This window comes from Halapricum desulfuricans, from assembly GCF_017094525.1.
GTDB lineage: Archaea > Halobacteriota > Halobacteria > Halobacteriales > Haloarculaceae > Halapricum > Halapricum desulfuricans.
In genome coordinates, this window is sequence record NZ_CP064788.1 from 599,841 (window position 1) to 613,052 (window position 13,212).

Genomic DNA, 13,212 nt, shown 5'->3' on the forward strand with positions numbered 1-13,212 from the left:
ACCTACTCGAGATGGACCGCCGGCCGGAACGGTTCGGCCTGGCCGGCTTTCCCGGCCGGGTCGTGGGGATCGCCGTCTTCGGCGTAGATCTCGACCTCGGCGTCGAACTCGCGGGCGAGGAACGACCGGGCGGATTCGTAGACCGACTGTTCGTCGATCCCGAGCATCGCCTGCAGGGTCTCGTCGTCGCGCTCGCGGACGAGACGCACCATCCCCTGGGCGAGGTCGTTGACCGCGTCGCCCTTCCGGCGCAGCGACTCGTACTGCATTACGTTACCCATGACCGCGCCCACGTCAGGCCCGGTGTCAACGACTTCCTCGAAGACGGTGTGCTTCCAGTCGGCGGCGACGTACAGCCGGATCGTCTCGGGGTCGGTGTCGGTCACCTCGACGATGTCGGCGACGTCGTCGGTCACGTCCGCGACCAGTCGCTCTTCGACTTCCGTCCGGATCGACTCGAACTCGGGGTTGGGCTCGGGCCAGCCGGCGTCTTCGGCGGCCTCACCTTCGAGTTGCTCGTGGAGTTCGTTCGTCATGAACGGCGCGAACGGCGCGAGCAAGCGCAGGCGGGTCCCCAGGACCTCCCGAAGCGTCCACTTCGCGCCGGGCCGGTCGGTGTCCGTCCGGCGGCGATACCACGTGAGGTGTTCGTCGAACTGGTAGAAGACCGCCTGTGAGGCGCTTCGAGTCTCGAAACGCTCCATCGACTCGGTCGCCTCGCGGATCGTCGCCTGCAGCTTCGCGAGCAGCCAGCGGTCGATGTGCTTCAGGTCGTCGCGCGCGTCGTCGGGGACGTCCGTTTCGATCACGTCCTGTGCGCGCGTCCAGAAGCGCTCGAGCTGGTCGCGCGTCGTCGCGACCTGATCGGCCCGCCAGTCGAAGTCCTGCCACGGCTCCGAGGAGTTCAACAGGAAGAACCGAACCGTATCGGCGCCGTACTCGCCGATGGCCTCGTCCGGCAACACGACGTGGCCCTTCGAGGAGGACATCTTCTTGCCCTCGAGCAGCCCCATCCCCATGACCGTGATTCCCTGCGGCCAGTTGTCGCGATCGAACAGCTCGGCGTGGTGGAACAGGTAGAAGGTCAGGTGGTTCTGGATCAGGTCGTTGCCCGAGCACCGGAAGTCGACGGGATACCAGTGCTCCCACTCCTCGCGCAGTTCGAGCGCGGTCTCGCTGGGCTCCTCGACGTCGACTTCGACGCCCGCCGGGGCGTCCCCGCCGTCGGGCCCGTAGAACAGCGTATCGAAGAAGTCCCGGTCCATCTCCTCTGGCGGGACGTCCTCCAGCCGGTGGGCGATGGTGTAGTAAGCCATGTAGATCGTCGAATCGGAGAGGGGCTCGATGACGAACTCGTCGTCCCAGGGCAGGCGCGTCCCGAGCCCGTAGTTGCGGATGCAGGGCCACTCCTCGAGCCAGTCGATGGTGTGATCGTACTGGTCGGCCGTGCTCTTCGGGATCGCCTCCAGCTGGTCGACGACCTCGTGGGCTTTCCGGGACCACTCCTGGTCGCTGTACCGCAGGAACCACGTCTCCTTCTGGGCGACCTCGACGTCGCCGCCACACCGGCAAACGACCTCCTCGGTGAACTCGTACATCGTGTCGAACAGGGCCTGCTCGCTGTAGTGCTCGCGGAACCGCTCGCGGACGTCCTCGATGACCTCGCCCGCGAACTCCCCGTAGGAGGCAAGCAGCCGCCCGCTGTGGAACTCGTCCTGATAGAGGCCGGCCGTCACGTCCTCCAGCTGCGGGTCGTCGCTGGAGTCGATCCCGGCGGACTGGACGGCGTCGCGGGCCGGGATTTCGCCGTAGCCCTCGATCTTCAGGATCGGGACCGGCTCGATCGCCGCGACTGCCTCGGGATCGATCCCGTACTCGCGCATGCGCTCGTCGTCGGCCTTGGCCTCCTGCAGGGCGACGTAGTCGTCCGGCGAGTGGGCGGGCACGGACATGACGACGCCAGTCGCGTTGTCGGCGTCGACGAAGTCCGCGGGCAGGATCAGGACCTCGTCGCCGGTGACGGGGTTTTCCGCGGTCTCGCCGATGACGTCCGCAGGGTCGACCTCCTCGAGTACCTCGACCTCGCGGGCCTGCAGATCGAACTTCTCGGCCGCGTCCTTCGAGACGAACCACGTCTCGCCGTCCACCTCGGCCAGGACGTACTCGGCGTCGGGGTTGAGGTAGGCGTTGGTGACTCCTCGGACCGTCTCGGGTCGCAGCGTCGCCATCGGCGCGACGACGTCCTCGCCGCCGATCTCGGCACCGAACTTGACCAGCGTGAACTCCTGATACTCGGCGTCCTCGCCCTCCAGCAGGTCGTGGGTCGTGACGGGCTGCTGTTCGTTGGTGCAGTAGTTGACCGGGTTCAGCCCCTTCTCAAGCAGGCCACGTTCCTTGAGCGTCTCGTACTGCCAGGTGATGAACTTCGAGTAGCGCTCGTCGTTGGTCGTGAACTCCCGCCGCCAGTCGATCGACAGCCCCAGCTGCTCGAAGCCCTTCTTGTAGTGGTTCTCGATGAAATACCGGGCGTAGCCCATCGGCGTCTCGAGTTCCTGGAGCTCGTCCTCGGGGACGTTGTAGGTGTCCTGCAGCACCGACAGCTGCTCTTCCTCTCCTTCTTTGAGGCGTTCGACGGCTCCGACGATGGGCGTGCCGGTGACGTGCCAGCCGAGCGGGAACAGCACGTTGTCGCCTTGCAGACGTCGATATCGGGCGTAGACGTCGGGGACGGTAAAGGTTCGGACGTGTCCGATGTGCATCCCGCCGCTGGGGTAGGGGTAGGGAACCGTGATGAACGTCGGTTCCCCGTCGTCTTCCGGATCGGCCTCGTAGCGCCCCTGTTCCTCCCAGCGGGTGCGCCACTTGCGTTCCAGCTCACCCGGCTCGTACTCGGTTGTGCGTGGCGGACCGGTCATATCTCCCGTTTCCGGCCGGCTCCCTAAAAGGACTCCCATCCACAGCTCGATCGGCAGTGTCGACCGTCACGGACGTTTTTGTGTCTCACCCACCACCTGCCGTCATGGACACCGAGGGACTGCACCCGCAGGCCGCAGCCGCAGTCGAACGCCAGCAGCGAGTACAGCAGTTGCTGCCGATCCGGAGCGCACGCCTCCTTCGGGCGTTCTCCCGGCTGGACGCCTGGCGGCGCGACCCGCCGCCGGTCGCACAGGTCGCCGATCGGACGGTCCCGGGACCGGGCGGCGACCTTCCGATCCGGGTCTACCGTCCCGAGGGCGAGACGCCGTTCCCGACGGTCGTGTTCTTCCACGGCGGCGGGTTCGTCACCGGCGATCTCGACACGCACGACGCGCTCTGTCGACACCTGGCTCGCGAGAGCGAGTGCGTCGTCGTCTCGGTCGACTACCGGCTCGCGCCGGAACACCCCTTCCCCGCGGCCGCCGAGGACGCCATCGCGGCGACCGAGTGGGCCGCAGAGCACACGCGAGCCCTGGGCGGGGACGGCTCGCTCGCCGTGGCCGGCGACAGCGCCGGGGGGAACCTGGCCGCGGTCGCCGCGCTCGCGGCCCGTGACCGCGGCGACCCCGAGATCGACTATCAGGCACTGATCTATCCGGGCGTGGGCGTCGAGCGCGATCAGGCGTCGGTGCGCGAGTACGACGGACTGGTCCTCTCGGAGGACGACCTGGAGTGGTTCAACGAGTGCTACTACGGGAGCGAGCTCCATCGGAACAACCCCTACGCCGACCCGATCGCCGCCTGTGACCTCTCCGGCGTCGCGCCGGCCACAGTCCTTACCGCGGGCTTCGATCCGCTTCGGGACGGGGGTCGTGCCTACGCCGACCGTCTCCGGAGCGACGGCGTCGAGGCCCGCCACGTCGAGTACGAGGACATGATCCACGGGTTCGTCACGAGCACCGACGCGATCGACCGCGCTACCGAAGCGATCGCCGACGTCGCCGCCGATCTCCGGGACGCGCTCGGTGCGTGATGTGACCGGCGAAACGTGTAACCGACACCGTACACAACGTATACGCATGAGTACGATCCGTGTGTCCGACGACGTCAAAGAGCGCCTTCGAGATCTGAAGCGCGACGACGAATCGTTCAATGACCTGCTGGACCGGCTCAGCCGCCAGGAGAAGGAGGTCGAGGAGATCGCGGGGAGTCTCGCCTTCCTCGATGAAGACGGCGATCTCGAAGCGAAGATGAACGAAGCTCACGAAGAACTGAACGAGTCGCTGGAGAAGCGAGTCGAATGATCGTTCTTGACCGGGACATCCTTGCGAGAATCACTGGCAAGCACCCCGACCAGGATATTTTGAACCACCTGCAACGGTACCGTCAGGAAGAATGGACGATCCCGACAGTCGTCGCCTGGGAGTCGTACAAAGCTGCTTCGGGCCGCTCCCAGATGCTGCGAACACAGCGCGTTCTCAGAGAAACGCTCGATAGAATTCTCGATCTGACCGACGATGTCGCGCTCGAAGCTGCCTATCTCGACGAACAGCTCGGCGAGCAGGGCGTGTCTCTCGAGACGGCTGACCTCCTCAACCTCGCCACCGCTCACGAGGCCGGCGCGACGTTCGTCACCCACAACAGCAACGACTTCGACAAGACACCAATCCACCACCTCGCCGACGTCGATGTCGTCGTGTCTTGACTCCGTCCGGGGCGTCGTAGCCGTCCGTCACTACTCGGGCTCTCAGGCGTCGTAGCCGTCCGCCGCTACTCGGGCTCCCAGGCGTCGTAGCGGTCGTGCTCGAGATCGAACCGTTCGAGGATCTTGCCGACGACGTGATCGACGAAATCGGCCGGATCCTCGGGATCGAAGTAAAACCCCAGCACGGGCGGGACGACCTCGACGCCCATCCGGGCGAGTTTCAGCAGGTTTTCCAGATGCAACTCGCTGAGCGGCGTCTCGCGGGGGACGACCACCAGTCTGCGCCGTTCCTTGAGCGTGACGTCCGCGGCCCGCGAGACCAGGGTGTCCGAGCGACCGGTCGCGACCGCCGCGACGGTGTTCATCGAGGCGGGGACGATCACCATCCCGTCGGTCCGGACCGACCCCGAAGCGACCGGCGCGTGGACGGCGTCCTCGCCGTAGACAGCCGCCGACAGCTCCTCCAGATGCTTCATCGTCGCCTCGCGGTCACCCCGTTCGTGGGCCATCACCGACTTGGCGGCGTCGGTCACGACCGTCACGACCTCGCCGTGCTCGGAAAGCGCCTCGACGGTCCGGACTGCGATCGGGATTCCCGACGCGCCGGTGATCCCGACGACGACTCGATCCACGGTGCTCACCGCCTGACGACGCCGTCGTCGGCGTCGACCGTGACGCGCTCGCCGTCCTCGAGTCGTTCGACCGGGACGTCGTCGACACAGGGAATCTCCCCGAGGATCGCGCCCGTCGCGACGATCGTCTCGGTCTCCTCGTTGACGATCGCCGCCGGTGCGACGCCGTTCTGGGCCAGCCCGTAGAGGACGTACGAGCCGACCGTCGAGCCCTTCCCGCGCGGGAAGACCAGCACCTTTCCGGCGACGTTTGCGCCCTCGAGCTGGTGGCCCTCCTCGATGAATTCGCCGGTGTCGGGCTCGACAGCGCCGTAGAAACTGATCGGCTCCGTCGAGCGCAGGACCTCGCCCGCGGCCGTCCCCTCGGTGATCGAGTTGCCTTCGACGACGCTCTCCTCGCCTGTCCCGTCCGGCTCACTCATCTTCGATCACCCCCTCGACCAGCGAACGTTTGTCGTCGAAGACCACCTGCTGGTTGCCGAACCCGGGCAGGTAGTTGGCGGCCTTCGCGGAGTCGGTCGCGCTGGTCTCGTAGCCCAGCTCCTCGATCGGGGAGACGACGTTGCAGGTGTCGGCGAGCACCTGTCCGCCGGCCGCCTCGATGGTCTCGGTGTGGCCGTTGCGGTCGGCCCAGGTCTTGACTGCGCCGCTGGTGCAGACCCACAGGTCGCTTTCGAGCGTCTCGCCCTCGACGGCCTCGGCGACGTCGGCGATCTCCTCCGGCGAGCAGTGGGGACAGCCGATGACGACCAGTTCGGGGTCCTCGCCGTCGTTCAGCTTCGCGTGCTCCTCCTCGCGCTCGCCCGCGCCGAAGGTGGCGCTGTCGACGTGCTCAGGCGGCTCCATATCGGTGGTGACCCCTTCGACGAAGTGCAGCGCGACGGCCCCCGAGGCGGCCATCGCCGCGCCGAGCGCCTTGAGCTCGTCGGTCGTCGCCGCGTCGATCCCGGTGAAGTAGGGTTTGCCGTCCTCGACGATCCGCCCGGCCCACGAACCCAGCGCGGCGAACTCCGACTGATCGTCGAGGTCGACGTCGACGTCGATCCGGTGGGTCGGCCGGCGGTTCTCCTCCAGATGGAGGCCGTGCTTGGGCGTCCGGCCGGTGATCGCCGCCGCCAGCGCCGAGGGACCACCCTCGCGGTTGGTCTTCGCGCCGACGACGCTGTTGACGAACGAGACCGCTGAGGATTCGGCCCACGCGACGTGCTGGCCGCGATGGGGCAGGTTGCCCGCGAGATACGGCGTACAGGTAAAAGAGAGGGTGATCCCCATCTCCTTGAGGGCGTCTCTGATCCGCCGCTGTTTCTCGGCGAACTCCTCGCTGACGCCCATCTCCTCGTACTGTTCGAAGTCCATCCCCGCGGGGTTGGCGAAGGTCGTCACCGAGACCTCCGCGCCCTCCTCGGCGAACCCCTCGAGGAATTCGACGCCGGGGTCGCCGATCGACTTGTAGGAGATGCCCGACGCCTGGGCCGACTCGATCTCGACCATCTCCTCGGCCCCGTAGATGTCGCCGAGTTCGACCAGCAGTTCCATCGCCTTGCGCGTGGCCGGCGTGTCCGATTCGAGCAGTCGTTCTTCCTCTTTTGTCAGGTGCATAGGTGGTTAGTCCGTGTGGTGGCTATTGATACTCCGAGAGATCGAGTTCGTCCGCGCCGGGAACGGTCACTTCCGCGAACTCGGAGCGCTCCCGATCGCCGGGGATCGTCGCGTCGACGATCCACTTGGTCAACGTGCCGGTCTCGTAGTCCTGGGAGGGGTCCAGCGACGACCCCTTGGCGTTCTCGATCGTCTCGATGTCCCGATCGGGCTGCATCCGCGTGGCGGTCGCCCACTCGACGGCGTCGGGATCGGCCGGGTCGACGTCGCTGTCGACGACGGTGACCTTCTTCATCGAGGGGTGGGCCGCCAGCGCGGCCATCCCGGCGTTCTTGGGGTCGCCCTCGGTCCGCTTGTCGATCTGGACGACGCCGTGCAGCCACGAACAGCCGCCCGGGGTCAGCACGACGTTTTCGACCGTCGGCACGGTGTTCTCGACGATCCGGTAGATCCGCGGTTCCTGTGGGATCCCCATTAGGTGGGCGTGTTCCTTCCGACCCGGGACGATCACCCGCGCCAGCGGATCCGGTCGGGCGTGGAGTTCGTTCACCTCGACGACCGGTTGCTGGCGGGTCCGGTCCCACGTCCGGGAGAGGTCAACGAACGGCCCCTCCTCGGCGCGCTCGTCGGTGATCGTCGCCCCCATAACGAGTTCGGCCTCGCTGGGAACGGTCAGGCCGTGGAACTCCGTGGTCGCAAGCTCCCCGTCGAGCAGCCGATTGGCGAGATCGAGTTCGCTCATATCCGGCGAGAACGAGGTCGCCGCGGCGATCTCGACGGCGGGGTTGACGCCCATCACGATCGCGACGTCAAGACCACCCTCGGTGCGCGTGTATATGTCGTGGAGGTGCCGTTCGACCAGTCGCATCACCAGCCGGTTGCCCTCGTCGTACATCATCCGGTGAAAGGAGAGGTTGTGCACGCCAGTCTCGGGGTCCTTCGCGATCACGACCGTCGAGGCGAAGTACTGCCGTTCGTGTTCGTCGTAGTAGATCGGGATCGGGACGTGCTCGGCGACGTCGGGCTCGTCGGCGACGTGTTCGAAGGCGGCCGGACGCTCGCGCTCGAGCGCGAGGGGGTCGTCCATCGCGGTGCTGACGGCGTCGATGATCCCCGACGGCTCGACGCCCAGCGCCTCGCCGATCAGCGCTCGCGAGGAGACCAGGTTCGACACCGCGCGCACGTCCGGATAGTCAGCGACCGACTCGAAGACGATCGGCCGGCGCTCGTCCTGGACGGCCAGCGCCGGGAGTTCGAACCGCGTCTCGACCGGCTCCGTCAGTACGTTCCGGTCGCCGACATCGTCGAGAAAGCTTCTGAGGCCCATACCCTGGATTCGGCAAATATCTCCTTAAACGTTCGTGACTCGCGATAGCGTGTACCGTCGCTTGCGCAGAACCCCGGTCCGCCTGTCACATTTATCAACAGAGAGCAAGAACGACTAGCGGATGGCGCCGCTGACAGAAGTCGCCACGTTCGTGCTCGCGCTCGTCACGACCGCGACCGGACGCACGGCGTGGCGACAGCGGCCGAAGCCGGGCGCGCGGTCAATCGCGCTGTTCCTGTTTTCCATCGCGGCGTGGGAACTCGCCCTGCTGACGACGGCCGTGACGACGGCGTACGATCCGTCGCTGGTCGCCGAGACGTTCAGTTTTCTCGCCTCGGCGAGCGCCGTCGTCTGGTTTCTGGTCTTCACGTTCGAGTTCGCGGGATACGAACACCTCGCGACGCGACGTGGCGTCGGTCTGCTGTTCGTCGAACCGATCGCCATGGCCCCGGTCGTGTTGACCAACAGATTGCACGGCCTGTACTGGTCGTCGTTCGAGCGCGCGCCCGAGTACTTCGGACACTTTCGGATGGTGCCGGGACCGCTGTTCGGCCTCCACCTCTCGTACATGTACGGGCTGTTCGTGGTCGCGTCGGTGCTGCTGGTGATCCGGGCGGTTCGGTCCCGGTCGTTGCACCGCCGACAGTCGGTGCTGATAAGCGTCGCGCTCGTCGTCACGTGGGCCGGCAACGCCGGGACGATCCTGACCGAACGGGCGGCGCTGCAGGTCGTCGGAACCGGGATCGGGGCACTCGTTCTGTTCGTCGCAATCTTCGGGTTCCGGCTGCTGGAGGTCGTCCCGACCGCACGAGCGACCGTGATGGATCGGATCGATGTCGGCATCGTCGTTCTCGATGATGGCGACCGGATCACCGACATCAACGACCACGCGCGGGAGATCCTCGGACTCGAGCCCGACGAGACGGTCGTCGGGCTGCCGGCCGACGCAGTGGGTGACGACCGTGCTGCGGTCTTCGACGTCGACGCGACGGCGGACGAAGCGACGGTCGAACTGTCCGTCGACGATGAAACCCGTATCTATCGCGTCGACGTGTCGCCGCTGTCGGATCGGCTCGGCCGCTCGATCGGCCGGGTGTTCATCCTCCAAGACGTGACCGAACGCCGCCGCCATCAGCGCGAGCTGCGACGACAGAACGAACGCCTCGATCAGTTCGCCGAGGTCGTCGCTCACGACCTCCGCAATCCCCTGAACGTCGCCGACGGATACGTCGAGCGCATGCGGACTTCGGATGAGGAGTATCTCGACGAGATCTCCGACGCCCACGAGCGGATGGAGGCGATCATCGACGACGTGCTCGCGCTGGCTCGCCAGAACACTGACATCGATACCGAGCCCGTCGCGCTTGAATCGGCCGTCAGAGACGCCTGGGAGAGCGTCGAAACCGCCGACGCCACCCTCCGAGTTCCCGATCGGATCACGATCAGTGCGGATCGGGGGCGACTGCTCGAACAGCTCTTCGAGAACCTCTTTCGCAACGCTGTCGAGCACGCCGGAACCGACGCGACGATCACCGTCGGTGCCCTCGACGAGGGGTTCTACGTCGCCGACGACGGCCCCGGGATCGACCCCGAGCGGCGCGAGGCGGTGTTCGAGCCCGGCGAAACGTCCCGAGCGGACGGAACGGGATTCGGCCTCGCGATCGTCGACAGCATCGCGGACGCACACGGCTGGGACGTCCGCGTCACGGAGAGCGACGCAGGCGGCGCGCGGTTCGAGTTCACTGGCGTCGAAATTGTCGACCGTTGACGACAGCGGGTGTCTGGCTTGCAAAATGTCTGGTCCGTCCCTGTGGATCCCATGGCAGAGACTCGGAACGAGTATCTTGAGCAGCCACACTCGCCGGATGGTTCGACAATGGACGAAAGACCGATACCTGTGCCCGACCAATGCCGGCTGTGGACGATCAGTCGATCATCGTGGAACTGGACGTGACCTCGCCACGGGTCGTCCTCGGGCCGACGCTGTCGTCCGATCTGGACGTGGCTGTCTACGCCGAACAGCCTCCCGTCTCCCACGAGGAGACGACGTGGTTCGACGTGACGGTCTCTGCAGCCGACTTCGAGGCCTTCGAGCGCACGGTCGAGGCGGATCCAACCGTCGAGGACGTCGAGGTGTTCGTCACCTACGACGAGCGACGCACCTATCGGCTCACGATCGCCTCGGAGGTACCCGTCATGACCAACCACGTCGCCAGCTTCGGGGACGAACTGTTGACGCTTCGCTCGATTGCGAACGGCTGGCGCGTCCAGATCCGGACCACTGACCGCGCCTCGATCCGGGATTTCCTGGACTTCTGTGACACCCAGGACATCGACTGCCAGCTGTACCGCCTGTTCGAGGCTCGCGAGCCGATCGGCGAGTTCCCCGTCCCGGTCGAACCCGGCGAGTTCGAGACCCTGCAGGCTGCCTACGACGCGGGTTATTTCGAGGTTCCGCGTGAGACCGATCTCTCTGAACTCGCCGAGCAGTTCGGTGTCGCGGAATCGACGATGTCGACCCGTCTTCGAAACGCGCTCGCTCACGTCGTCGAGACTGTACTCCTCGGGGCGTCCACTCCCGATGACGTATCCAAGTGACCGTCCCGTCGCTGCCCTTCTTATAAACTCCGAACTATTTCGAGGCAACGACCTTCTATCGGTGGCTATTACCATTCGATGTAATGAAACGCCACAAGACCGCGTCAGACGACGTTGCGGGTGCCGACGGTAGAGCAGAGATCCGGGTGACGATGGAAATCGACGGGCGGCGTCTCGTGTATACCGCGGCCGACCTGGACTCGATATCGTTCTCCCCCGTTGAGCGGTAATCGCTCGAGCCGCGGACGGGGCGTCCCTCTCTGACGGCGGGCCGCATGAGCGTCGCCTCGCAACCCTTTTAACCGTGACTTGCCACAGACTCACATACCATGGACGCCGGGAAAGCCGCACGACTGGAACGGATCGGAACAGGGGGGCGACACCTCATCGTCCCCATGGATCACGGCATCACAATGGGGCCAGTCAAAGGCCTCGTAGACATCGAATCGACGATCGACGGGATCACCGCCGGTGGCGCGGACGCGGTGCTCACCCAGAAGGGGATCGCCTCGCGCGTCCACCCCCACAAGAACGGCGCGGGCTATATCGTCCACCTTAACGGGTCGACGACGATCGGCCCCGACGAGGAGGACAAGCGACTCACCGGGACGGTCGAGGACGCCATCCGCGCGGGGGCTGACGCCGTCTCCTTTCACATCAACGTCGGCTCCGAGCACGAACCCGACCAGATCACCCAGCTGGGCGACCTTACGACTGAGGCCGACCGCTACGGCATGCCGGTGCTGGCGATGGCCTACGCGCGCGGCCCGGGGATCGACGAGTCCGATCCCGAGGCGCTGGGCCACGCCGTCCGACTCGCGGAGGAACTGGGCGCGGACGTGATCAAGACCGGGTACAGCGGCGACGCCGAGAGCTTCCAGCACGTCGTCGAGGCGACCGCCAAGCCGGTCGTCATCGCCGGCGGCTCGAAGGGGACCGACGAGGAAACGCTGGAGATGGTCCGCGGCGCGATGGACGCGGGCGCGGCGGGCGTCTCGATGGGACGGTCGATCTTCCAGCACGACGACCCCGAGGCGATCACGAGCGCCGTCTCCGCGGTGATCCACGACGACGCCCCGGCCGTCGAGGCGCTGGAACGGGCCGGCCTGATCGCCGAGACGTAGTCTTACCGCCGGACGTTCCGGCCCACGGGTTCGCCGAACAGTTCCTCGTGGCGGTCCTCGTAGACGACCGTCCCCCGGACCATCGTGAGTTCGGGGAAGACGCCGTCCATGCCCTCGAACGGCGTCCAGTCACACTTCGTGTGGGTCTGCTCGCCACGGATCGGGCGGGGGTCGTCGGGATCGACGAGCACGAGGTCGGCGTCGAACCCTTCCTCGATGCGGCCCTTGTTCGAGAGCCCGAAGATCGCCGCCGGGTTGGCGGCCGTCAGGTCACGGACGCGCTCGTAGCCGAGCGTCCCCTCGCGGGCCTCGTTCAACAGCAGCGGGAGCGCCGTCTCGACGCCGGGGACGCCGCTGGGCGCGTCCCAGATCGAGGCGTCTTTCTCCTCGCGCGTGTGGGGCGCGTGATCGGTTGCGATCACGTCGACGGTGCCGTCGGCGACGCGCTCGAAGACCTTCCGGCGGCGAGTCTCCCGGCGCAGCGGCGGGTTCATCCGGCCGAACGTCCCCAGTTCGGGCAGGTCGTCGCGCGAGAGAAACAGATGGTGGGGCGTGACCTCGCAGGTCATCCCCGCGTCGTCGGCGACGTCGATCGCCTCGGGAGTCGAGGTGTGAGCGACGTGGATCCGCGCGTCGTGTTCGCTGGCGACCGTACAGGCCCGGCGGACGGCGTCGATCTCGGCCTGCGGCGTGCGGTAGGCACTCCAGGCGTCGGCGTCGTCGCGCTCGCGGGCGCTGTCGTTGAACTGCGTGGCGTCTTCCGCGTGGACGGTGACGGTCACGCCGCGCTCGCTCGCCCGCGAGACGGCGTCGGCGAACAGGTCGGCGTCGATCCCCATGTTGCCCGTCGAGTCGGCCAGAAAGACCTCCCCGAGCGCGAACAGCGGGCGCTCGAACAGCGTCTCGGGCACCCACTGCTCGGTGACGCCGCCGTTGATGCCGAAATCGACCAGCGAGTCGGCGGCGAGCGCCGCCTTTTCGTCGAAGCGCTCGCCGTCGGTCGTCGGCGGCTCGGTGTTGGGCTGGTCGACGACTGTGGTCACGCCACCGGCGGCGGCGCTCTTCGAGCCGCTCGCCCAGGTCTCCTTGTGGCTGTAGCCGGGCTGGCGAAAGTGCACGTGGACGTCGATCATCCCGGGCAGGAGCCGCTTGCCCGAGGCGTCGATCGACCGTTCGTCGGCGGTCGTCGACAGCAGTTCCCCGACCTCGGCGATAGTCTCGCCGTCGATCCGGACGTCCCGCGTGCGGCCGTCCGGCAACGTCGCGTCCGTGATGAGCATACTCCCGACTGGCACGCGCGAGAGCCTAACG

12 protein-coding genes are annotated in these 13,212 nt (G+C 66.6%); 6 read left to right on the plus strand and 6 right to left on the minus strand.

Features of this window, described 5'->3' with window-relative positions; all coding sequences use genetic code 11:
• Positions 1-2 precede the first annotated feature (2 nt).
• On the minus strand, positions 3-2,915 hold the full coding sequence (leuS, locus tag HSR122_RS03060) for a leucine--tRNA ligase (protein WP_229111216.1): 2,913 nt from the start codon (positions 2,913-2,915) through the stop codon (positions 3-5).
• Between the two features lie 104 nt (positions 2,916-3,019).
• On the opposite strand from leuS, the gene HSR122_RS03065 reads away from it, so the two are divergent.
• Genes HSR122_RS03065 through HSR122_RS03075 form a run of 3 tightly spaced genes read left to right on the plus strand, consistent with a single transcriptional unit; the run spans position 3,020 to position 4,621 of the window.
• On the plus strand, positions 3,020-3,949 hold the full coding sequence (locus tag HSR122_RS03065; RefSeq protein WP_229111217.1) for an alpha/beta hydrolase: 930 nt from the start codon (positions 3,020-3,022) through the stop codon (positions 3,947-3,949).
• Between the two features lie 46 nt (positions 3,950-3,995).
• Positions 3,996-4,220, plus strand: a complete 225-nt coding sequence (locus tag HSR122_RS03070) for an antitoxin VapB family protein (protein WP_229111218.1) — start codon at positions 3,996-3,998, stop codon at positions 4,218-4,220.
• Positions 4,217-4,621 carry a type II toxin-antitoxin system VapC family toxin gene (locus tag HSR122_RS03075; RefSeq protein ID WP_229111219.1) on the plus strand — a complete coding sequence of 135 codons (405 nt, stop codon included), beginning with the start codon at positions 4,217-4,219 and terminating at the stop codon, positions 4,619-4,621. The genes HSR122_RS03070 and HSR122_RS03075 overlap by 4 nt, the downstream gene beginning before the upstream one ends.
• Before the next feature lie 65 nt (positions 4,622-4,686).
• On the opposite strand, the gene HSR122_RS03080 is transcribed toward HSR122_RS03075, so the two are convergent.
• Genes HSR122_RS03080 through HSR122_RS03095 form a run of 4 tightly spaced genes read right to left on the minus strand, consistent with a single transcriptional unit; the run spans position 4,687 to position 8,179 of the window.
• Positions 4,687-5,262, minus strand: a complete 576-nt coding sequence (locus HSR122_RS03080) for a UbiX family flavin prenyltransferase (RefSeq protein ID WP_229111220.1) — start codon at positions 5,260-5,262, stop codon at positions 4,687-4,689.
• Complete coding sequence (locus HSR122_RS03085; protein ID WP_229111221.1) at positions 5,259-5,675, minus strand: DUF126 domain-containing protein; 417 nt, start codon at positions 5,673-5,675, stop codon at positions 5,259-5,261. The genes HSR122_RS03080 and HSR122_RS03085 overlap by 4 nt, the downstream gene beginning before the upstream one ends.
• Entirely contained in the window at positions 5,668-6,852 is a 1,185-nt protein-coding gene (locus HSR122_RS03090) for an aconitase X (RefSeq protein ID WP_229111222.1), read from the minus strand. The genes HSR122_RS03085 and HSR122_RS03090 overlap by 8 nt, the downstream gene beginning before the upstream one ends.
• Positions 6,853-6,874: 22 nt before the next feature.
• Entirely contained in the window at positions 6,875-8,179 is a 1,305-nt protein-coding gene (locus HSR122_RS03095) for a UbiD family decarboxylase (RefSeq protein WP_229111223.1), read from the minus strand.
• Positions 8,180-8,300: 121 nt separating this feature from the next.
• Between HSR122_RS03095 and HSR122_RS03100 the strand changes: the two genes are divergently transcribed.
• The 3 genes from HSR122_RS03100 (at position 8,301) to HSR122_RS03110 (ending at position 11,901) form a co-directional block, all read left to right on the plus strand.
• A complete protein-coding gene (locus tag HSR122_RS03100; RefSeq protein ID WP_229111224.1) occupies positions 8,301-9,947 on the plus strand; it encodes a histidine kinase N-terminal 7TM domain-containing protein in 1,647 nt (548 codons plus the stop codon).
• A gap of 149 nt (positions 9,948-10,096) precedes the next feature.
• On the plus strand, positions 10,097-10,777 hold the full coding sequence (locus tag HSR122_RS03105; RefSeq protein ID WP_229111225.1) for a helix-turn-helix domain-containing protein: 681 nt from the start codon (positions 10,097-10,099) through the stop codon (positions 10,775-10,777).
• A gap of 329 nt (positions 10,778-11,106) precedes the next feature.
• A complete protein-coding gene (locus tag HSR122_RS03110; protein WP_229111226.1) occupies positions 11,107-11,901 on the plus strand; it encodes a 2-amino-3,7-dideoxy-D-threo-hept-6-ulosonate synthase in 795 nt (264 codons plus the stop codon).
• A 2-nt stretch (positions 11,902-11,903) separates the two neighbouring features.
• Here the strand turns inward: HSR122_RS03110 and HSR122_RS03115 are convergent, their stop codons facing one another.
• Positions 11,904-13,181: a dihydroorotase gene (locus HSR122_RS03115; RefSeq protein ID WP_229111227.1), complete on the minus strand. Its 1,278-nt coding sequence runs from the start codon at positions 13,179-13,181 to the stop codon at positions 11,904-11,906.
• Positions 13,182-13,212: the final 31 nt, after the last annotated feature.